At 50.9% G+C, this 21,098-nt stretch carries 18 protein-coding genes; 6 read left to right on the top strand and 12 right to left on the bottom strand.

What is annotated here, in order from left to right; translation table 11 throughout:
- Positions 1-2 precede the first annotated feature (2 nt).
- From IPG31_05045 to ligA, 4 genes are read right to left on the bottom strand one after another with little or no spacing between them, the layout of a single operon-like run.
- Positions 3-536, bottom strand: coding sequence for a peptide deformylase (locus IPG31_05045; GenBank protein ID MBK6617754.1), 534 nt, complete (start codon positions 534-536; stop codon positions 3-5).
- Positions 526-1,272, bottom strand: coding sequence for an S-methyl-5'-thioinosine phosphorylase (locus IPG31_05040; GenBank protein ID MBK6617753.1), 747 nt, complete (start codon positions 1,270-1,272; stop codon positions 526-528). Before IPG31_05040 ends, IPG31_05045 begins: the two co-directional genes overlap by 11 nt.
- Before the next feature lie 36 nt (positions 1,273-1,308).
- Complete coding sequence (locus IPG31_05035; GenBank protein ID MBK6617752.1) at positions 1,309-1,851, bottom strand: hypoxanthine-guanine phosphoribosyltransferase; 543 nt, start codon at positions 1,849-1,851, stop codon at positions 1,309-1,311.
- The gene (ligA, locus tag IPG31_05030) at positions 1,844-3,916 is read right to left on the bottom strand and encodes an NAD-dependent DNA ligase LigA (GenBank protein ID MBK6617751.1); all 2,073 of its coding nucleotides are present in this window, start codon (positions 3,914-3,916) and stop codon (positions 1,844-1,846) included. The genes IPG31_05035 and ligA overlap by 8 nt, the downstream gene beginning before the upstream one ends.
- Positions 3,917-4,124: 208 nt before the next feature.
- On the opposite strand from ligA, the gene IPG31_05025 reads away from it, so the two are divergent.
- The gene (locus IPG31_05025; protein MBK6617750.1) at positions 4,125-5,306 is read left to right on the top strand and encodes an NAD(P)/FAD-dependent oxidoreductase; all 1,182 of its coding nucleotides are present in this window, start codon (positions 4,125-4,127) and stop codon (positions 5,304-5,306) included.
- A 104-nt stretch (positions 5,307-5,410) separates the two neighbouring features.
- On the opposite strand, the gene IPG31_05020 is transcribed toward IPG31_05025, so the two are convergent.
- From IPG31_05020 to IPG31_05005, 4 genes are read right to left on the bottom strand one after another with little or no spacing between them, the layout of a single operon-like run.
- Positions 5,411-5,884 carry a disulfide bond formation protein B gene (locus IPG31_05020; protein ID MBK6617749.1) on the bottom strand — a complete coding sequence of 158 codons (474 nt, stop codon included), beginning with the start codon at positions 5,882-5,884 and terminating at the stop codon, positions 5,411-5,413.
- Positions 5,885-5,892: 8 nt separating this feature from the next.
- The gene (locus IPG31_05015) at positions 5,893-7,068 is read right to left on the bottom strand and encodes a class I SAM-dependent RNA methyltransferase (GenBank protein MBK6617748.1); all 1,176 of its coding nucleotides are present in this window, start codon (positions 7,066-7,068) and stop codon (positions 5,893-5,895) included.
- A gap of 54 nt (positions 7,069-7,122) precedes the next feature.
- Complete coding sequence (locus IPG31_05010; protein MBK6617747.1) at positions 7,123-7,503, bottom strand: DUF423 domain-containing protein; 381 nt, start codon at positions 7,501-7,503, stop codon at positions 7,123-7,125.
- 16 nt (positions 7,504-7,519) lie between these two features.
- On the bottom strand, positions 7,520-8,863 hold the full coding sequence (locus tag IPG31_05005) for an exodeoxyribonuclease VII large subunit (protein MBK6617746.1): 1,344 nt from the start codon (positions 8,861-8,863) through the stop codon (positions 7,520-7,522).
- A gap of 412 nt (positions 8,864-9,275) precedes the next feature.
- On the opposite strand from IPG31_05005, the gene IPG31_05000 reads away from it, so the two are divergent.
- From IPG31_05000 to IPG31_04985, 4 genes are all read left to right on the top strand, one after another.
- Positions 9,276-9,884 (top strand): MotA/TolQ/ExbB proton channel family protein, encoded by a 609-nt coding sequence (locus tag IPG31_05000; GenBank protein ID MBK6617745.1) that lies wholly within the window; start codon positions 9,276-9,278, stop codon positions 9,882-9,884.
- A 90-nt stretch (positions 9,885-9,974) separates the two neighbouring features.
- Complete coding sequence (locus tag IPG31_04995) at positions 9,975-10,787, top strand: VacJ family lipoprotein (protein MBK6617744.1); 813 nt, start codon at positions 9,975-9,977, stop codon at positions 10,785-10,787.
- Between the two features lie 99 nt (positions 10,788-10,886).
- On the top strand, positions 10,887-12,836 hold the full coding sequence (shc, locus tag IPG31_04990) for a squalene--hopene cyclase (protein MBK6617743.1): 1,950 nt from the start codon (positions 10,887-10,889) through the stop codon (positions 12,834-12,836).
- A complete protein-coding gene (locus IPG31_04985; GenBank protein MBK6617742.1) occupies positions 12,833-13,534 on the top strand; it encodes a purine phosphorylase in 702 nt (233 codons plus the stop codon). Before shc ends, IPG31_04985 begins: the two co-directional genes overlap by 4 nt.
- Here the strand turns inward: IPG31_04985 and IPG31_04980 are convergent.
- Entirely contained in the window at positions 13,531-14,703 is a 1,173-nt protein-coding gene (locus IPG31_04980; protein ID MBK6617741.1) for a class I SAM-dependent methyltransferase, read from the bottom strand. The two genes, IPG31_04985 and IPG31_04980, sit on opposite strands and share 4 nt — an antisense overlap.
- A 64-nt stretch (positions 14,704-14,767) precedes the next feature.
- Here IPG31_04980 and IPG31_04975 point away from each other — a divergent pair, with 64 nt between their 5' ends.
- Positions 14,768-15,508, top strand: coding sequence for a pteridine reductase (locus IPG31_04975; GenBank protein ID MBK6617740.1), 741 nt, complete (start codon positions 14,768-14,770; stop codon positions 15,506-15,508).
- A gap of 16 nt (positions 15,509-15,524) precedes the next feature.
- On the opposite strand, the gene IPG31_04970 is transcribed toward IPG31_04975, so the two are convergent.
- Genes IPG31_04970 through IPG31_04960 form a run of 3 tightly spaced genes read right to left on the bottom strand, consistent with a single transcriptional unit; the run spans position 15,525 to position 21,048 of the window.
- A complete protein-coding gene (locus tag IPG31_04970) occupies positions 15,525-17,648 on the bottom strand; it encodes an EAL domain-containing protein (GenBank protein ID MBK6617739.1) in 2,124 nt (707 codons plus the stop codon).
- The gene (locus IPG31_04965; GenBank protein ID MBK6617738.1) at positions 17,645-20,431 is read right to left on the bottom strand and encodes a response regulator; all 2,787 of its coding nucleotides are present in this window, start codon (positions 20,429-20,431) and stop codon (positions 17,645-17,647) included. The genes IPG31_04970 and IPG31_04965 overlap by 4 nt, the downstream gene beginning before the upstream one ends.
- Positions 20,428-21,048: a YfiR family protein gene (locus IPG31_04960; protein MBK6617737.1), complete on the bottom strand. Its 621-nt coding sequence runs from the start codon at positions 21,046-21,048 to the stop codon at positions 20,428-20,430. Before IPG31_04960 ends, IPG31_04965 begins: the two co-directional genes overlap by 4 nt.
- Positions 21,049-21,098: the final 50 nt, after the last annotated feature.

The following is a 21,098-nucleotide window of genomic DNA, read 5'->3' as shown; positions in this document are numbered from 1 at the left end:
GTTCATTCATCGATCAGCGGCTGATCCGGAAAGAGCGTGTCGCTGTAGCCAAACTTGCGTAAATCAGGAATACGCATCGGATACAGAATACCCTGCAGGTGATCGCATTCATGTTGTACGACGCGCGCATGAAAATCGGAGACTTCCCGCTCGATCAGGTTGCCGTCCTGATCCCGCCCCTGGTAACGCAGATGCGTATAACGTGGTACCAGCCCACGCATGCCCGGAATGCTGAGGCAACCTTCCCAGTCTTCTGTCATGGTTTCACTTAATGGAGTCAGCACCGGGTTAATCAAAACGGTATACGGCACCGCTTCAACATCCGGGTAGCGTGACGTGCGCTCCACGCCAAAAATGACAACTTGCCAGTCTTCGCCGATCTGGGGTGCAGCCAGTCCCGCGCCATTCATGGCCGCCATGGTGTCCTGCATATCCTGCAACAATGTATGCAATGCTGGCGTGGCAAATTGGGTAACGGGCTGTGCCTGCCGGTAGAGGCGCGGATCGCCCATTTTCAGTACGGGTTTAACGGACATCGTTTTTCACCAGATGATTGAGTATGTTTCTGACATTGATCATCGATTTCTCCAAAGTGGCAAAGACAGCTTGCAGCGGGATGTTGATTCGGCTGTCACCCCGCCCGGCCGCATAGTTGGCAACTGCGGCAATCGTGGCGTAGGAAAGACCCAGCTCCCTGGCAAGTATGGCTTCCGGCATGCCCGTCATACCCACCATATCTGCACCATCACGCTCCAGCCGATTAATTTCGGCAACGGTTTCCAGCCGGGGGCCCTGGGTGGCGGCATAGATGCCACCATCAATGACTTTTTCACCGGCTTGATGGGCTGATTCCAGCAGGCGGGTACGGGTATCGGTACAGTAGGGTTGCGTGAAATCGGTATAGACGACCGGCCGATCGGTATCCTCGAAGTAAGTGAATCTGCGGTTATAGGTGTAGTCGATAATCTGATCGGGTATGACAATGGCGCCAGGAGTCAGATCCGGGCGTATGCCGCCAACCGAAGCCACCGCAATGACGTGCCTGACTTTCAGTTCGTGCAGCGCCCAGATGTTGGCGCGGTAGTTGACTTTATGCGGTGCAATGGTATGGCCATGACCATGTCTGGACAGAAAAACAATCTCATGACCATTGATGGTGCCAAATATCAACGGACTCGAAGGTTCACCGTAAGGCGTCCGCATGATCTGACGATGCGTCACCTCCAGACCTGAAAGCTGTTTCATGCCACTACCGCCAATGACCGCAATCATAGAAAAATCAATCCTGAAATTTTATTGCTCGAATTATTATCTAATGGCATAGATTTCCGGAAGATTACGCCATTTTCCGTGTAGATCCATACCAAAACCAAAAATGTAGCGATCGGGGAGTTGTATGCCAGTGAAATTTGCCTGGGCGGCTTTTTTTCTACCGGTCAGTTTATCTACCAATACCGCGCTGTAACACGCCTGCGCGCCATTATCCAGCACTTTTCCGCATATTGCCGCCAGTGTGCGGCCTTCATCCAGAACATCATCAATAATCAGCACCACCCGGTTCTGTAAATCAGCGGGAGGTGCAACGATCCACTCCAGCTCACCGCCATGCAGAGTTTCATGATAACGGGAAACCTGAACGTAGTCGAAAGTCAATGGAAAATCGAGCAGCGGCAGCAGTTGGCCGGTGAATACTACCGCGCCATTCATAACGCAGAGTACCAGCGGCTCCCTGCCCGACAGGGCGGTCGTAATCTCCTGCGCCAGGCGGTGAATGGTGGCTTGCAGTTGTTCGCTGTCGCAGAGCAATTCAGTGTGTGCCGTTTCCCTGTCGATTCTGGCGAAATCAGTCATGTTTGTCCTGGTCTTGATCAGCAGATTGTAATAATGCCAGTAATTGTGCTTCATTCAGAACCGGGATGTCCAGTTCAATGGCTTTGGTGTATTTGCTGCCAGGATCGACACCCACTACCACATAATCAGTATTCGCTGAGACGCTGCCGGTAATTTTGCCGCCCTGCTGCTCGATGCGTACCTTGGCCTGCTCTCTTGTCAGGTTATTCAGTGTGCCCGTCAGCACAAATTTCTTGCCGGTTATTGTCGAATGAATGGTTTCGGCAGCAGGAATATTATCGGCAGGTTGCGACCAATGCAGGCCGCCGGCACGTAGCTGCACGATGACCTCGCGGTTATGCGTTTCAGTAAAAAAGTCCACAATGCTTTGCGCAACGACTGGTCCGACATCCGGAATAATCTGCAGCGTTTCGAGAGTGGCCGTCATCAGCCGGTTCAAATCACCTTGTGCCCATCGGGCAAGGGTTTTGGCGGTTTCTTCCCCGACATGGCGAATCCCCAATGCATAGATGAAGCGGGGCAGGGTCGTCAGCGTGCTTTTCCGTATGGCCGCGATCAGGTTGTTGGCCGATTTCGCGCCCATGCGTTCCAGTTTAGAGAGCGTGGCAACATCGAGCCGGTAGAGATCAGCGGGTGTTCGGACCAGCTCGTGCCCGATGAGTTGATCAACCCGTTGCTCGCCCAGGCCATTGATATCCAGCGCACGCCGTGAGGCAAAATGCCAGATAGCCTGTTTGCGCTGCGCGGGGCAGTACAGGCCGCCGCTGCAACGGGTGATGCTTTCACCTGCGAGGCGTACCGCGTGGGATCCGCACACTGGGCAGTGCGCCGGCATGATAAATGGTCTGGTGTCTGGCGGGCGCTGATCGATTAAGGCCGACACGATTTCGGGAATGACATCACCGGCTCGCCGCACGATGACTTTGTCGCCGATCCTGATCTGTTTGCGTGTGATCTCATCTTCATTGTGCAAGGTTGCATTGGTCACGGTCACGCCGCCGACAACAACGGGCGCCAGGCGTGCTACTGGCGTCATGGCACCGGTTCGGCCAACCTGAATCTCGATGGCCAGCAAATCGGTGACGGCTTCCTGTGCGGGAAATTTGTGCGCAATGGCAAAACGGGGCGCGCGCGCAACATAGCCCAGTTTTTCCTGAAAGGCGAGGTGATTGACTTTGTAGACCACGCCATCGATATCGTAGGGCAGGGCTGCGCGTGACGCACCCATTTCCTGATAGCAGGCAAGCAGTGCCGCCACCCCGGTTGCCGTGCGCACTTGAGGCGCGACCAGAAAATGTTGCGCGCCAAGAAAGGCCAATATCTCGCTGTGATTGGTGAAAGTCAGCTCAGGCGAAGGATAAATACCCACTCCATAGGCATAGAAGGTCAGGTGACGTGTCGCGGTGATGCTGGAATCAAGTTGGCGCAGTGAACCTGCCGCCGCATTGCGCGGATTGGCAAACGGTTTAAGTCCCGCCTGCTGTTGCTGCTGATTGAGTCGCGTAAAATCAGCCTTATGCATGACGACTTCACCTCGAACTTCAAATACCCCGGTTAAAGGTTTCGCCTGCAACCGTAATGGTATCGAAGGGAGGGTGCGCAGATTCAGGGTAATATCTTCGCCAGCATGCCCGTCTCCGCGCGTCGCACCTTTGAGCAGAATGCCGTGTTCATAGACGAGATTAACCGCCAGGCCATCAAACTTGGGCTCAGCGACATACTCGACGGCATTTACGGCGAGTGATTCACGAATCCGCTGATCAAATGCGTAAATTTCCTCATTTGTAAAGGCGTTGGCCAGAGACAGCATCGGCGTGTAATGGCTGAAGGGCGTAAATGCTTTAAGTGGCGCGACGCCGGCGCGCTGGGTGGGAGAATCCGGCGTAACCAGATGAGGGTGCTGCTGTTCGAGTGTTTGCAGTGCACGAAACAATGTGTCGTATTGCGAATCTTCAATGACAGGCGCATCCAGTACATAATACTGATAATCATGCCGGGCGATTTCCGCGCGTAATTCCTGCAGGCGTTGAGGGATGCTTGTTTCCAATTTTAGACGTTGTTGTATCAAAGGACGAATAAGAAGCGGCAATGGGCTGATTGGTTTTCATGGTAATCAGCTGACCCTGATGAGTAGGATTATATCGAAATGCGATTAACTGAAATGGATGGATGTCTGGAAAGAATAGTACAAAAACGAGTGGCAAATGAGTGGCTGTGGCAATTTGGTAAATGCTTTATCAAATATTCTCATGCCTGTCTCCTGGTGATATTTTATGGTTGATACTTGCGATGTGATTATTATCGGTGCGGGGGCGGCCGGGATGATGTGTGCAATCGAAGCTGGAAAGCGGGGGCGGCGAGTAAGGCTGATTGATCACGCCGCTAAAATTGCCGAAAAAATTCGTATTTCTGGTGGTGGACGCTGCAACTTTACTAATCTGTATGCTGGGCCGCAGCATTATGTGTCACACAATCCACATTTCTGCAAATCAGCCCTCAAGCAATATACGCCACAGGATTTTATTGCGTTAGTGCGCAAGCATGCCATTGCCTTTCATGAAAAGAAGCTGGGGCAGCTGTTCTGCGATGTTTCGGCCAGACAAATCATTGACATGCTGCTGATGGAGATGCGGGAGGCCGGTGTGGAACTACAGACGCAGGTGAAGGTAAATTCGGTTGAAGCGGTATCCGGTGGCTATCTTGTTAAAACCAGCCTCGGTGAGGTATGCGCTCGCTCACTCGTGATTGCGACAGGAGGGCTTTCCATTCCAAAAATTGGTGCGACCAGTTTGGGTTATGAGATTGCTCGAAAATTTGATCTGAACGTAATCAAGCCGCGTGTCGCTCTGGTGCCGTTAATTTTTGATGGCGCATGGTTGGCGCGATGCCACACACTAAGCGGGCTGTCCATTGAAGCGGAGGTTCGCTGTGGAAAGCAGGCGTTCAGTGACGGGTTGCTGTTTACGCATCGTGGCCTGAGTGGTCCCGCTATTTTGCAGATATCTTCCTACTGGGAGGAGAGAAAAGAGATTACGGTGAATTTCGCACCTCAGCAGGACGTATACCAGCGGTTAATCGAGCAGAAACAAAAGCAACCCCGGCTATACATTAACAATGCACTGATGGAAATATTGCCTAAACGGCTTGCACAGGGTATTTGTGACGAACAGGCCTGTAGCGGAGCGTTGGGGGATCTGCCCAATATACGGATTGCTGAAATTGCCCGTGCCTGCAATAGCTGGCCTATCCGGCCAGTTGGTACGGAAGGTTATCGAACTGCTGAGGTCACGCTGGGAGGGGTGGATACCCGTGAACTGTCATCACAGACAATGGAAGCCAGGAAGCAGCCACAGCTGTTTTTCGTGGGAGAAGTTGTCGATGTCACCGGCCACCTTGGAGGATTTAATTTTCAGTGGGCGTGGTCATCCGGGTATGTTGCTGGACAGCATGTGTAACCCTTTGCGGAACTGATGATTCCGACATTCTGCTTGCTTTCCCGCAGGGTAAGCCGATGCAGGTGGATTTATCCAGCAAGGGGTTTGTTCATCATGCCGATTGGCTACCTTTTTCTTCGCCACAAATAAGTGGCTGTTCCGCCCAGTAACAGAAATGCAATTAGTGACCAGTCTGGAATGGTCAGGGTTAGAAACTGCCAGTTGTTATCTGCGCAATCGCCATTGGCTTCGAACATGCCCGGCCACCACTGCGCCAGTGGGAGTGCGTTGAGGAAAGCTTCTTCCGGGCTGATGCCGCATTCGAATGCCTGCGGAAAGCGTACCAGCCATGCCTGCCGTCCGGCAACGATTGCACCTGCCAGGGCAAATCCGATCATGAATCCACTATAGAGACGTCTGCCAGATAATTGTGGATCATGAAAGAAGGCGAGCAGGGCGGTCAGGCCGATCAGCCAGTAGGCGATACGTTGAATCACGCATAAGGGGCATGGCAGTAACTCTTTGACTTCCTGTAAATAAATGGCGTAGCCGATTAATCCGATGCATGACAGAAAAATTACTAGATAGCTGGTGCGCATGGTTTTTTTTAGTGGTTAATTGGGGTTATCTGCGTGGAATTGGGTTTGCGCATACCGCCTGCGACCAGTTTATATTCCAGCAGTCGACATTCCAGCGCGCCATTGAATAACGGTGTACGACGCGAGGGACTCAACCGGATCAGTTTGGCAAGCATGGGGTCGGCAGTGAAAAGATATGCGTACCAGCCACTGAATTTGCGTTTGAGAACATCCCCCAGTTTGGGGTACAGTTCGAGCAGATCTTGCGCATCACCGACACGCACGCCATAAGGCGGATTGGTCAGCAGAATGCCGGATGGTGCCGGAGCCGAAATTTCCAGTACATTGGCTTGTTTCAGATGGACGCAGGCAGTCAACCCGGCATGGTTGAGGTTATTGTGTGCGTCTGCCAGCGCGTCACCATATAAGTCGCTGCCATAAATATCATGAAATACAGGAGGTTGTTGCTGTGCGATAGCGGTCTGTCTGAGCTGTGACCACAAGGTGGCATCAAAAAAATTCAGTTTTTCAAACGCAAAGTGCCGATTGCTTCCCGGTGCAATGCGGCAGGCGATTTGCGCAGCTTCCAGCAGCAGGGTTCCGCTGCCACACATCGGATCCAGCAGCGGTGTACCCGGAGTCCAGCCGGAGAGTGCCAACAGACCGGCAGCAAGGTTTTCACGTAGCGGTGCTTCTCCATGAGACTGGCGCAAGCCCCGTTTGAACAGGGCGTCACCTGAAGTGTCAAGATAGAGCGTCAACTGATTTTGTTCGAGAAAAGCGTGAATGCGCATGTCAGGGTTGGCGGTATCCACGCTTGGACGCTCGCCACCCTGCCGCCGGAACTGATCGCAGATGGCATCCTTGATTCTGAGTGTGGCAAAGTCGAGGCTGCGCAGTGGACTCTTGATTGCAGTCAGGTTGACGCGGATGGAATGCTGCGGTGTAAACCAGTCCTGCCAGGGCAGGGCATTAGTTATGTCATAAATGGAATTTTCATTCTGGTAAGGGTTCTGCGCCACCTGCCATAAAATCCGGCTGGCGATTCTGCTTTGCAGATTGATCCGGTAACAGGCTGCCCAATCTCCCTGAAAAGCTACGCCACCTTTCAGTGGCTTGCTGGTAGTAATATTCAGCTGCCCCAGTTCTTCTGCGAGAATGGCTTCCAGTCCGCGTGGACAGGTAGCGAAAAAGCGTTCAGTCATTCGTGAAAAGGGCTGCTGTGTGAGAATTGTTGTGTATTGGGTGTCTGCGAGAGATCATGCCGATTTGTATTTCCAGGCGGCGTAGGTAAGAAACAGCCAGGCACTCATGTAGGAGGTGCCACCCAATGGGGCGATCATGCCTAGTCCGCGTAAGCCGGTCAGGCTGATAACGTAGAGGGTGCCCGAAAAAAAGAGAATACCGGCACACATCAGAATACCGGAAGCTTTAAGTGATCGTGAGGAGGGCAGGCGGTCGAGCAGTAATCCGACCAGTATCAATCCCAATGCATGATAAAAATGGTACTGCACACCGGTTTGATAATTCGCCAGCATGTCGGCGGTCAATTGCGTTTTCAGCACATGTGCCCCCATGGCGCCGAGCGCAACACAGAGAAAAGCATTGAATGCACCCAACGCGAGAAAAAAACGGGACATGACAGATTTCTCCTGGTTATTTTAGGGATTTGACTACGCTGACATGAACCTTGCCGTTAGCCAGCACAATCTGCAAGTTGTCTTTGGTGCTCACCTGCCGATAATGGCGCAAGACCTCGCCCTGCGCAGTATAGGCGATACTATAGCCACGCGCCAGCACCGCTTGTGGGTCGAGATGCGAAAGTTGTTTTGCAAACCCGGTTATTGAATGCGTCAGGGTTTGCATGCGGTTATTCATGGCGCGTGCCAGGCGGGTGGCGAGCTCAAGTTGATAGTGTTTGCTTTTTGCCATATCGGGCTGGCTGACAGCCATGCGCTGCCTCAAGACTTCAACGTGCCACTGATGTATTTCTAATTGCCTTGTGCCAGCACGTCGTAATCGCTGCTGGATTTGTGCGAGGTTGTCTTGTTGTTGGCGAATGCTGTCGCCGGGGTGCATCAGCTGGTGGGCAAGCAGGTCAGCAGTTTGCTGACAGGATTCAATTTTACGTGCCATCCTTTGTCGTAAACGATGCTGCCACTGGCGCATTGTCTGCTGTATTTCCCTGATGTCAGGGCAAGCCAGCTGTGCGGCACCCGTTGGGGTGGGCGCGCGTACATCAGCAACAAAATCAGCGATGGTAAAGTCGGTTTCATGGCCGATACCGGTGATAACTGGAATGGGGCAGGCAGCGATTGCGCGCGCAACTTTTTCTTCATTAAATGCCCATAAATCCTCAATTGAACCGCCACCACGGCAAACAATGAGTACGTCGCATTCGGCACGCTGTGCAGCCACTTGCAAGGCAGTGACGATATGGCCCGCCGCATTTTCACCCTGTACCGGTGCAGGATAAATGATGACGGGAATGACGGGCATACGCCGGCGCAGCGTAATCAATACATCCCGAAGCGCAGCGGTATGAGAGGAAGTAATGATTCCAATCTGTTTAGGATGAGCTGGCGGCGAACGTTTGAGGGCAGCATCAAACAAGCCTTGCTGGCGTAATTTGGTTTTCAGCTGCTCAAATGCTTCAAATAGTCTGCCTGAACCCGCGCGACGCAGGTATTCAACTGTCAGCTGAAAATCTCCACGGACTTCATATAGCGTGACCGATACTTGCGCTTCTATCTGCATACCCTCTTCGATGTGCCCGTCCAACGCAGTATTTTTATGACGGAACATGACGCAACGCACTTGTGCGCTATCGTCTTTCAGGGAAAAATACCAGTGTCCGGATGGGTAGCGCTTGAGATTGGAGACTTCGCCGGTTACCCACAACAGTGGGAAAGCCTGTTCAAGAATAAGACGAACATTCTGGTTTAATTCGCTGATACGCCAAAGGGTTTTATTTGCTATGGGATTTAATCCGATATTCATCTTGACATTTATCAATCATCCACAATTTTTTTCAACCGGCACAATATAATAGTAAAATTCCAGAATAAACAGCGCTGTCAAATAAATTGTTGTTTTTATGGTATAATTTATTGGATTAAAATTTAGGCAATTCAAAAAATAGCATGGATGAATGGGAGCTTAGGCACATTGTTCATCATTTATGCACATAGTTATCCACAGATTTTGTGCATAACATTTCGCTTTCCAAAACTTTAACGTTCTCAGCCGGAGGGATGCGCTACACCATCCTGCGAAAAAATGAATGTTTTTAGAGGCGCACTAAAAAAAGTGATGTGGAAATCCGGTGCAGCACAGATAATATCCGGGCGAGTAGTTGGACTCGGTGACAGCGTATCGTAACCAAACTTTTAACAATCTGGGAGATTAATGCGTGTTTTCTATCATTCAAGCGGCGGGGTGGCCAATATGGCCAATCATATTCGCCTCGATCATTGCAGTGGGCATCATCGGTGAACGACTGTGGAGTTTGCGTATCGATAAAGTTTCGCCCAGAGACTTATTACCGAAGGTGCTGCAGGAATTTCGTCGAACTGGCGTGCGTGCAGAGATGTTTACACGCTTGCAGGAGCATTCACCGCTGGGTCTGGTTTTGGCTGCCGGTCTGAAGAATATCGATAGCTCACGTGAGGTCATGAAAGAGTCGATTGAAGAAGCTGGACGGGTGGTGGTGCATGACCTGGAGCGTTACCTTACCACGTTAGGAACCATTGCTTCATTAAGCCCGTTGATGGGATTGTTTGGTACCTTGATTGGCATGATCGATATCTTTGGTGCGGGCACACCGACGGGTGGCGATCCAGTGCAGCTTGCTCATGGGATTTCAGTAGCGTTATATAATGCGGCCTTTGGTATTCTGGTGGCGATACCCAGTATGATTTTTTACCGGCATTTCCGCGCCAGGGTAGATGCACTGGTACTGGAAATGGAGTTGCAGGCACTGAAACTGGTCGAGGTGGTGCATGGTGAACGGCGGGTGTAATTGAAGTGGAAGTGGGCGGATTTGATACAAGCGCTGCTGCCAGGATTACTCGCGCATGCTATTAACAATAACAACAGGAATAATGTTGCCTTGGGGAATAACTTTCAGTTTTTTAAGTGGATTATTTTTTTTCTGGTGCTGTCAGGTTGTGTCGGATGCGCTTCGGTATCGAGGGAAGCGCAACCGAGAGATGCTCACGATCCATATGAATCATTCAATCGGAAAGCCTACCGTTTCACGGACGAGATAGATCGCCGATACCTGGAACCCCTTGCCGATGCCTATTTGGCACATGCACCCGAAGCGGTGCGGCGGCCGATCAGTAATTTTTATCTCAATCTGTCCTATCCAAGTGTAGCGCTGAATAGTTTCCTGCAAGGTAAAGTCCGTCAGGGGTTTTCGGATACGTTACGTTTTTTGATCAATTCAACAATTGGTATTTTTGGTCTGGCTGATATGGCCGGGCATATGGGTTTTGCAGAAAATGATGAGGATTTTGGGCAAACTCTAGCGGTGTGGGGGATAAATACGGGTTCCTATACATTTATTCCGGTTCATGGTCCCAGTACCCAGCGTGATGTTTTCGATATTCCTTTCAGTTTTTTTACCGATGGCATGTTTTTTCTGGCGTATACATTGAGCGGTCCGGCGCTATTGCCACTTGTGGTATTACGAGTTATCGATAAGCGTTCCAAACTTGCAGGGCCCATGAAAGTGCGGGATCAAAGTGCGCTTGACCCTTATTTGTTTGTCCGTGAGGCTTTTTTACAACAACGCGCCTTCTTGATTCACGATGGCAAATTACCCGCTACACTGTATGACCAGCTGTTTCTCGATGACCCCATGATGGACATGAGAGATAGTTCGGATAATGCTGCTTTTCCGCAAGAGAAAAAATTTTAACAATAAAGTGATTTTGAAGAAATGAGACAATTTCCAACATTCCCGCCTGGTCTGCCGCAACAACCTATCCTGAAAAAAGCGATGACAGGAGTTCAGAAAATGAGCCTGTCCAATCAATGGACGACTGCAGCGGATCAGGCAAAAGCGCGTGGAGAAATCAGTAGCGTTGTATTGGCAGATACAGTTGCCAGGGCGCGCACCGCTCTGCTGGATCTGCAGCAGGAAGATGGTTACTGGTGCTGGCCGCTTGAGGCGGATTGTACGATTCCGGCTGAGTATATCTTGATGATGCATTTCATGGATGAGATCGACTTGACGCTGGAGGCGAAACTGGCGAATTTTATCCGTGCAAAGCAGGTGCAGGAGCATGGGGGTTGGTCACTGTATTATGCAGGTGAGTTTGATATGAGCTGTAGCGTCAAATCCTATTACGCGTTAAAGCTGGCGGGAGACTCCGCTGAAGCTGCGCATATGTCGCGCGCGCGCGAGGCCATTCTGGCGCATGGGGGCGCAGCGCGTGCCAATGTATTTACTCGCCTGATGCTGGCAATGTATCAGCAGATTCCCTGGCGCGGCGTGCCTTTTGTTCCTGCGGAAATTATGCTGCTGCCACGCTGGTTCCCGTTTCATTTAAGCAAGATCGCCTACTGGTCACGAACCGTATCCGTACCACTTTCCATACTGTGTACGCTCAAGGCCAAAGCTATCAATCCGAGGCAGGTAAACATTCAGGAATTATTTACTGTCCCACCGGAAGAGGAAAGGAATTATTTTCCGGTTCGAACCTGGTTAAATCGCGTGCTGCTGTACGTTGAACGCCTGGGTTCGATGCTGGAACCACTGATCCCCTCATTTATTCGTCGCAAGGCATTACGTCTTGCCGAACAATGGATGATGGAGCGGCTGAACGGCAAGGATGGACTGGGTGCGATTTTTCCGGCGATGGTCAATGCCTATGAGGCGCTGGCCTGGCTGGGCTATGACTATGCCCATCCTTCCCGGCAAATTTGCCGTAAGGCATTACGCAATCTGGTGGTCGAGGAAGGCGAGCAGGCATGGTGCCAGCCCTGTGTGTCTCCCGTGTGGGATACCGTGCTGACCTGTCTGGCGTTGCAAGATGGTCATCAAAATAAGGATAGCGAACCTATACGACGTGCGCTCGACTGGCTGGTGCCCCTGCAGATTCTGGATGAACCCGGTGACTGGCGTGATCGGCATCCTGATTTACCGGGTGGTGGCTGGGCATTCCAGTATGCCAACCCACATTACCCCGATCTGGACGATACGGCTGCTGCCGCCTGGGCGTTGCAACAGGCTGATGCCGAACGATATCAGGAAAGTCTGCAACGGGCTGCGGACTGGCTTGCTGGCATGCAATCAAGTGACGGTGGTTTTGCTGCATTCGATAGTGACAATACTTACTATTACCTCAACGATATTCCCTTTGCTGATCACGGCGCATTGCTCGATCCGCCTTCAAGTGATGTTACAGCGCGCTGTGTCGGTTTCCTTGCGTTGTACGGCAAAGAACGCCATCAATCCGCGATAGAAAGGGGTCTGGCATATTTGTTCGCTGAGCAGGAACCCCGTGGCGCCTGGTTTGGCCGCTGGGGAAGCAACTACATTTATGGTACGTGGTCAGTGCTCGAGGCATTACGTCTGGCAAAGATTGAACCCGGTCATGAAGCCGTGCGCCGTGCGGTGCAGTGGTTGAAATCGGTGCAACGACCGGATGGCGGCTGGGGAGAAAGCAATGATTCCTATTTGGATCCGGGATTGGCTGGGCAGATGCAGGAAAGTACGTCATTTCAGACTGCGTGGGCGCTACTGGGGCTGATGGCCGCAGGTGAGGCGGATAGCCAGGCGGTACGCGACGGCATTCACTATTTGATCGCCAGGCAACAGGTGGACGGTCTGTGGCACGAGCCCTGGTTTACTGCACCGGGATTCCCCAAGGTGTTTTATCTCAAATATCACGGTTATTCCAAGTATTTTCCACTGTGGGCACTGAACCGGTACAGCACGTTGACCAATCAGACCGGTACGTGAAGCGCATTGGTGTCGTAATTGCCATGCAGGCAGAAGCCAGATGCCTTGCCCGGCAACATTTTCAGCTGCATCAACCGATCGTTATTCGCGAAAAACTGATGGTTACGCTATGCGGTATGGGTGCACAGGCCGCGCGGCGTGCTGCTGCTGAACTTGCCGATCAGCATGGTGTGGTTGCGTTGATCAGTTTTGGGGTGGCAGGTGCGTTGAATGCGCGCTTACATTCCGGTGACCTGGTGGTGCCAGCGTCAGTGATTGCCGATCAGATTTATCCGGCGGACAGTCGGTTACGTGCAACCTTCCTGCACCATCTGTCCGGTGAAATGAATGTGATTGAGGGCGTTTTAGCAGCCAGTCAGCGAGTCCTGACATCCGAGCAGGAGAAACTTGCGCTGGCTACCAAAACTGGCGCCTGTGCGGTAGACATGGAAAGTGGTGCGATTGCCATGGTGGCAGAGGATAAAAATATTCCATTCATTGCCGTGCGCGCGATTACCGATCCAGTGCAGTACTCGCCACCAGCGGTCTTGCTGAGTGCGCTGCATGCGGATGGTGGCGTCAAGCCACTGTCTTTATTGGCGCTGTTGATACGACGGCAAGTTTATTTGGCCGAATTGCTGCGTCTGGGTAGGGGAATGCGTGCAGCCAGTGTTACGCTTAAAACGGCCAGTCGGCGAATCGAAGCTTTGCTGGATTAGAGCAACCGTTGCAAATCACCTCGGCCAAATCCCAGCAGTGGTAAATCCAGCGACTTACCGAACGCGATAACTTTGAACAACTCCCCCATTTCTGCCGGACTCACCAGACGCTGTACCTGATTGGCGAGAGGTAAGTAACTGCCGGGTTGATCGGCGGGAGCGCCTGCCAGCAGGTCGGTGATCCCGCAGTTGATCAGGAAATGTGCCTGGGTGGTGTAGCCCTGGAGCTGCAAGCCTTCTGCCAGCGCTATTGCAGCCACAGCAGAAAAATCCACATGTGCGGTAATATCTTGCAGACCCGGCAAATAGAAAGGGTCATCATGTGCATGGTGGCGGTAATGGCACATCAGGGTGCCCTGGCAGCGTTGTGGATGATAATATTCTCGCTCACCAAAGCCATAGTCGATCAGCAGCATAACGCCTTGCTGCAATCTTTCTGCCAGCGAGCGAACCAGTCGGCGGCTGGTCAGACTGATTTCACTGAGGTAACGATCTCCCGTTTCCTCCCTATGTTGAGCTGGCGGGAGTCGTTGCGCAATGCTCAGTAATACTTCGTTGCTCAGCGGTCTGGGTTGCCAGAAAAAAGTATGATCATGCCAGGTAACCCCCTGTTCAAAAATATTGCCGTTTTGCCAGACAGTCAGATGTACCGGTGTCGCGTCCAGTACTTCATTGGCAAGCATGATTCCATCGAAACGTTCCGGCAAGGTATCTAGCCAACGTACCCGCTGTGCGAGATGTGGCAGGGATTGCTTGATGGTTGTTTGCTGACGTTGCCGTAGCGTAGCGCTGACTTCGAGTATGTCGTAATGAAGGGGCAACCGCCCAAGCTCTTCAAGTGCCAGTAGCATGTCCACTGCTAACCTGCCTGATCCTGCGCCTAGCTCCAGAACTGAGCCATGTGGAATTTCAGCCAATATTTGGGCGGCCTGTCGTCCAAGCGTTTGACCAAACAGTGAAGATATTTCCGGTGCAGTAACAAAATCACCAGACTCACCAAATTTGGCCATATTTGTACTGTAATAGCCCATCCCAGGCCTGTACAGCACGGTTTGCATGTAGTCCGCAAAAGATAGCCAGCCGCCAGCATGATTAATCTGCTCCCGTAGCAGAGTGATTAATCTATCGCTGTGTTGGCGTGCGAGTGGATCAGGTAAGGGTAAATTCATTACGATTTGGCGTCAATATGGTAGATTGCAGGTGAGGAGTGTAGCGCAAGCGAGGGAAAAAAACGTGAAAGATAAGGTCGTATTGGTGACGGGTGGGGCTAAACGTATTGGTGTCGTGATTTGTCGCTGGCTTCATCAGCGTGGCGCCAGACTGGTCATTCATTACCGTTCGTCCCGTGCCGAAGGAGAACGTCTGCAACAGGAACTCGAACAATCACGACCCTCATCCGTGGTATTAGTACAGGCAGATTTGCTGGATATGGCGCAGATTTCGGCGTTGATTGACGAGGCGATACGTCAGTTTGGTCAATTGGATGCACTCGTCAATAATGCCTCCAGCTTTTTTGCAACCCCGATTGGTTTGTGTGATGAGGCTGCCTGGCAGGAGCTGATCGGTAGTAATCTCAAGGCTCCATTATTTTTGTCACAGGCAGCCACGCCTTTTCTCAGGCAGCAACAGGGTTGTATTGTCAATGTGGTGGATATCCACGCCGAACATCCTCTAAAGCATTATGCGATCTACAATGCAGCCAAGAGCGGTCTTGCTGGTCTGACGCGCTCTTTGGCAGTGGATCTTGCGCCACTGATCCGCGTCAACGGTGTGTCACCGGGGCCAATTCTATGGCCGGAAACCGGAGAATGGCAGGATGAAGCAGGACGCAATCACATTATTGGCAGAACTCTGCTGCAACGTATGGGGGAGCCGGAGGATATTGCCCGTACGGTGTATTTTTTGATTGCGGAGGCGCCCTATATTACGGGGCAAATTATCGCGGTCGATGGTGGCCGCAGTATTAACCTGTGATCTGATTTAGCGATGCCTATTCGTTATTTTCAGAATAGATGCCCGGTGATGGACATTCTCCTATTGACCACTGTTTTTCTGCCAGGGAAAATATCTCTTCCGTTCTGACAGGCTTGCCAAAATAATAGCCTTGCAGGGCTTCACACCCAAAATATTTCAATACCTGTGCCTGTTCGAGTGTTTCGACACCTTCGGCAGTCAGGTTGAAGCCAAGATTTTTAGATAATGAAATGATCGCGCGTACGATGGCCAGACTGTCTTTGTCATCCAGCAGACCACGGACAAAGCTTTGATCGACCTTGATGTTGTTGATGGGCAGGCGTTTGAGGTAATTCATTGAAGAATAACCAATACCAAAATCATCCAGTGCGATCTGGATATTCTGCTCGCGTAATGCATGGAGTGTGGCAACAGTATGGTCTGTATGGTCCATCAATGCGCCTTCTGTGATTTCCAGAATCAACTGGTTGGGGGGGAGGCCGGTCTGAGCCAGAATGTCGTGAACGGTTCTAACCAGATTGGGATTATTAAACTGCACCGGTGACAGATTCACCGCAACCTGTAGCGTTAGCCCAACCTGTAACCACTTTGCTGCATCGGCGCACGCGGTTTGCAGTACCCACTCTCCCAGTGGCATGATGAGTCCGGTTTCCTCTGCAACCGGAATAAAATCCAGCGGTGAAATCAGCCCCTGTTGGGGATGCTGCCAGCGCACCAGCGCTTCTACTGAGCGGATGCGTTCGCTGGCGATATCAAATTGCGGCTGGTAGAGCAGGTAAAATTCCTGATTCAGTAACGCATTACGCAGATCATTTTCCAGATTTAACCGTTTTTCTGCCTGTTGCGTAAGTAAAACACTGTAAAACTGGCAATTGTCCCGCCCCTCATTCTTAGCGTGATACATGGCCGTATCCGCGTGTTTGAGCAGATCTTCGCTATTTTCTCCATCATCGGGGTAGAGAGCGATACCGATACTGGTGGTCAGAACCACATCACGCGTATCCAGATGAAACGGGCGGCGCATGGTGGCATGAATCCGCTGCGCCAGCAGCAGGGCATCCTCAATGCGGGCCAGATTGGGAATGATAGCGGTGAATTCATCCCCGCCGAGCCGTGACAGTTCAATATTGGATTCGTTTGTGCTATTACGCGAGACAAAATCCGAAAAACGGGTGCTGTCTTTGAGGCGATCTGCCGTCCATTGCAGAATCAGATCACCGGCATTGTGCCCCAATGCATCATTGATACTTTTAAATCCATCCAGATCGAGAAATAGTACAGCCAGCTTGCTTTGGGTATGTTTAGCACGCTCAATCTCCTGTCTGAGGCGCTCCTGAAAGGATTGGCGATTAGGTAGTCCGGTCAGGCTGTCAAAGTAGGCAAGCTGGATGATGCGCTGCTCCGCATCTTTGCGCTCAGTAATATCACGAACCAGGCAAAGTGTTTCGTTGTCATCGATGGTGACGATTCTGCACTCGAAATGATTGATAATATTCCTGGTTACTTCGAGTTGATATTCAAAATGCTCTATTCGGCAGAGTTGGCGCGCGGTATACAGGGCTTCCAGGTACAACTGGACGATATCAGCTGGCAAAGCTTGCTCGAGGTGATTATCCACATTGGTACCCAACCAGCAACCATGGCTGGAATGACTCAGAACATCACGGATGTTGCCCCGGTTGTCCAGAATAAACATGGTATCGGGAAGTGCGCTGAAAATGGCCTTGCTGCGCGCATTGGCGGTTTTTAGTGCGAGCAGATTCAGATAAGCGCGTTTCAGATAGAGAATACGATAACCGATCAGATTCCAGTTGATTGGTTTGGCGATAAAATCGGTTGCACCAATCTCAAAGGCATGATTGATTGATTGCACATCATCCATACCGGTTACCATGATGATCGGCAGCTCGTCGCCCGCCAGTTGGCGTATTTGCTGGCAGATCTGGTAGCCATCCATACCGGGCATTTCAACATCGAGCATGACCATATCGGCGGGAGAAACCATAAATTGACGAATCGCCTCTCCTCCATTACAGGCCAATGTCACCTTGAAGCCAGCTTGCTCCAGAGCGGCCTGCATCAGATATCTGGCCGTTATATCATCATCTACCAGTAGGACGTTGAAAACTTGTGGAGTCATGGCTGATCGATTATTTTGTGAATCTCAAGGATAACCCGTTGATAGTAGAGCTGCATATTTGAATGCAGCAAGGCTGCTGCATCGATATTTTCGGCTCGTCCGTGGACTTCCATCTGTCTGAAAATAGCTGACAGGCTTTCAGCGCCAATATTTGCCGAGCTGGATTTTAGAGTATGCGCTACTCGACGCAGACTGTCAGCATCCTGATGGGCGATGGCCTGCTCAAGCTGGTTTATGTAATCATCAGCTGATTCGAGATAAGCACCGAGAATCCGGTGAAGTAGTGTTTTTTCATCGGAAGTGTCGAGCTCTCGAATCTGATCCAGCAATGCCGGATTAAGAACAGGCGGATTATCTGCTGCAGGTGCGGATTCTGGTGCGGTGTCAGCAATATTCATATTGTCAGTATCTGCCCGATCCAGTTTGTCTTGCGGCAGCCAGCGCAGCAGTTTTTGTCGCAGTTGCTCCAGTGTATATGGTTTGGAGAGAAAATCATCCATACCGGCATTCAGGCAGTTGATACGATCATTCTCTGTGGCATTGGCAGTCAGCGCAATGATCGGTAAATGTGGCCGCGCCTGGTATTGCTCACGAATATGCGTGGTCGCGGTAAAACCATCCATTATCGGCATCTGGCAATCCATCAGAATGATATCGTAATAATGATCGCGAATCAGGTCGAGCGCTTCCGCGCCATTGCTGACAATTACCGTTTCCAGGCCAAGTTTTGCCAGCATGGCCTTGGCTACTTGCTGGTTGACGATGTTGTCTTCGGCTAACAGAACGCTTCCGTGCAGGATGGCTGAAGGTGGGGCAGGCGCTGGTATCGGTGATGCCAGCCGGGTGGCAATGGAGGTGTCAGGAGTTCGCCGCATGACATCGCTGATAACCTCAAATAGCTCTACTTGGCGAATGGGTTTGTTGACGCACCGAGAGATGCCGATTCTCTGCCTTTCAAGCTGGCTGGCGTTGCTGTAGGTGGAGGTGAGTATCATCATCCGGGTCGAGCTGATTCGAGTATCAGTATGGATGGCTTCGGCAAGCCGCAAGCCATCCATTCCAGGCATATGTACGTCGAGTATCGCCAGTTGAAATGGCTGGTCGGCTTTCCAGGCATTAATCAGGGACTCTAACGCAGATTTGGCTCCATCGACACAGATAGCATGCATGCGCCAGCTTTCAAGCTGCAGCTGCAGAATTTCACGGTTGGTTTTGTTGTCATCGACTACCAGTACTTTGATTCCCTGTAAATTATCGGTATTCCAGGAAAAATTATTATCGAGCCTGGATTTTTCCAGTTCGAGATGAATATGAAATTTAGAACCCTTTCCAGGCGTACTTTCAACCTGAATGCTGCCTTTCATCAATTCCAACAGGCTCTTACAGATGGAGAGCCCAAGTCCGGTTCCACCAAATTGCCGTGTGGTAGAGCCATCAGCCTGTGCAAAATGTTTGAATATCTCATCGTAATGCTCAGTAGCAATACCGATGCCCGTATCTTCCACCGTAATGTGGATGGTTGAACAGTCAGCAGTTTTATCCAGCAGTTCGGTACGGATAACAATCTCACCCTGGGTTGTAAATTTGATTGCGTTACTCAACAGGTTGGCAAGAATCTGGCGTAAGCGAAAAGAATCACCTTTCACTAGAAAGGGTTGTACCGGTGGAATAAACTGTACTGCCAGTTCCAGACCTTTTTCATCAGCCGGTTGAGCGAACATAACCGCTGTGTCTTCAACGAGTCTAACCAGGTCAAAATCAATAGTTTCCAGTTCAAGATGTCCGGATTCAATTTTGGAGAAATCGAGAATGTCGTTGATAATCCCTAGAAGGTGCTGTCCCGAGCTTTGCACGGTTTGTGCAAAACGGCGCTGATCGTCGGTTAGTTTGCTATTGATCAGCAACTCGGACATGCCCAGAATGCCGTTCATAGGTGTGCGGATTTCATGGCTCATGGTAGCGAGAAATTCGCTCTTGGCTTTGCTGGCGGATTCAGCCGCTTCCTTGGCATCTACTAATTCTTCAGTACGTTTGCCGACTTCCTCTTCAAGATGATCAAGATAGCTGGCGAGCTTCAGATCGCGTTCACGCAGCATGATCAGCATATTGTTAATACCTTCGGCGAGTGTGTTCAATTCCGAGATGTTGCTGGATTGTGCGCGAATAGCATAATCAGCATGGTCCGAAACATGCGTGATGACTACTGAAAGATGCTTGAGAGGGTTGAGTACGGATCGATTGAGCCGCTGCAGCAGGAAATAGGCAACCACCAGCGCGAACAAGGCGGCTGCAATGGTGATGATAGCTTGCCATAATATCTGCCAATATAGCGGCAATAGGGTAATTTTTAGATAAATGCTTCCCAGCAGTTGCTCATTGAAGTAGATGGGTTGCGTAATCGTAATGAAGTGGATGTGGGTATGCGTATTTTCCTGAAGAGAAAATAACATATGCGGAATTAGGGTTTCACCTGACGTGTATTCAGCGAAGGGTTGCCTGGCTTCGTTGTAAATGGCAGCAGCCTGAATTTCCCGGGTATTGCTAAGGGATTTTAACAGGGTCTGCGCGGTTGCCGTATCCTGAAACATCAGAGTGGCAATCGCATTTTCCGCCAGTATCTTCGCAGTTGAGCGGCTGGATTCCAGCAAAGAGAAATAACTGATGACAAAAGTGCTCAGAATGATGATGGCAGCTACCAGCAGCATGGCAGTCCCTTGCGTGACCAGATTGATTTGTTGCAATCGGGTACGCAAAGTTATCTGGCCTGGTTTTGTCTGTCTCATTGTGAATAGACCTTTTTAGCAAAACGCAACAGCTGCGAGCTGAAGCTCAGACCAACTGCTTGAGCCGCAGCAGGATTGGCCTCAAAGGTGATTTTGCCATTCTCGATAGCCATATTGAGCGCCACTCCTTTTTGGCAAGCATTGGGTGAATCGGCAACGGTCAGGATCGGTTTGTCTTTCAAGGCGTCGAGAATATCGTTGAGATTGGTTATTGCGGGGCGACTGATAAAAACAAGATGGCAATCATGGAGTTTATTAATGGGCTGACTGAAAAGGATATTAACCGGGCGATTGGTAATTTTCTTGTCTTGCAGATTTTCCAGATGACCATTAAAGGGATTGGGCCCGTATATACAGACATTGAAGGCTGGCTGATCATCCTGCGGCCATTGCGTGAAGGTCGCAAAATTATAAAGAAATGCGGTTTTCAGGCGATATTCAGATAACTCTTCCGCATGGGCCGATGGCATGTAGTTGACGGGTGTAAATCCGCACAGTAGCCCTATCGATATACCGGCGAAAATAATCTGTCGGATTGGTTTGTCTGGCTGCCTGTTACTGATGTATATCAGGAAGAGCCATAGCAGCGACAGGTATGAGGGTCTGAATAATGTCATGAGCCCCTGGGAGGACTGAGCATTGTGACAGGAGAGCGATTACCAGACAT

The sequence above is a fragment of the Nitrosomonas sp. genome, from assembly GCA_016703745.1.
GTDB lineage: Bacteria > Pseudomonadota > Gammaproteobacteria > Burkholderiales > Nitrosomonadaceae > Nitrosomonas.
Note: the sequence above shows the minus strand (reverse complement) of the source record. Positions and strands in the feature narration are given on the sequence as shown.

Excerpts from the sequence above, each read along its gene's own strand:
- IPG31_05045 (MBK6617754.1), bottom strand. The coding sequence starts at position 536 with ATGTCCGTTAAACCCGTACTGAAAATGGGCGATCCGCGCCTCTACCGG.
- IPG31_05040 (MBK6617753.1), bottom strand. The coding sequence starts at position 1,272 with ATGATTGCGGTCATTGGCGGTAGTGGCATGAAACAGCTTTCAGGTCTG.
- IPG31_05035 (MBK6617752.1), bottom strand. The coding sequence starts at position 1,851 with ATGACTGATTTCGCCAGAATCGACAGGGAAACGGCACACACTGAATTG.
- IPG31_05025 (MBK6617750.1), top strand. The coding sequence starts at position 4,125 with ATGGTTGATACTTGCGATGTGATTATTATCGGTGCGGGGGCGGCCGGG.
- IPG31_05020 (MBK6617749.1), bottom strand. The coding sequence starts at position 5,884 with ATGCGCACCAGCTATCTAGTAATTTTTCTGTCATGCATCGGATTAATC.
- IPG31_05015 (MBK6617748.1), bottom strand. The coding sequence starts at position 7,068 with ATGACTGAACGCTTTTTCGCTACCTGTCCACGCGGACTGGAAGCCATT.
- IPG31_05010 (MBK6617747.1), bottom strand. The coding sequence starts at position 7,503 with ATGTCCCGTTTTTTTCTCGCGTTGGGTGCATTCAATGCTTTTCTCTGT.
- IPG31_05005 (MBK6617746.1), bottom strand. The coding sequence starts at position 8,863 with ATGAATATCGGATTAAATCCCATAGCAAATAAAACCCTTTGGCGTATC.
- shc (MBK6617743.1), top strand. The coding sequence starts at position 10,887 with ATGAGCCTGTCCAATCAATGGACGACTGCAGCGGATCAGGCAAAAGCG.
- IPG31_04980 (MBK6617741.1), bottom strand. The coding sequence starts at position 14,703 with ATGAATTTACCCTTACCTGATCCACTCGCACGCCAACACAGCGATAGA.
- IPG31_04970 (MBK6617739.1), bottom strand. The coding sequence starts at position 17,648 with ATGACTCCACAAGTTTTCAACGTCCTACTGGTAGATGATGATATAACG.
- IPG31_04965 (MBK6617738.1), bottom strand. The coding sequence starts at position 20,431 with ATGAGACAGACAAAACCAGGCCAGATAACTTTGCGTACCCGATTGCAA.
- IPG31_04960 (MBK6617737.1), bottom strand. The coding sequence starts at position 21,048 with ATGACATTATTCAGACCCTCATACCTGTCGCTGCTATGGCTCTTCCTG.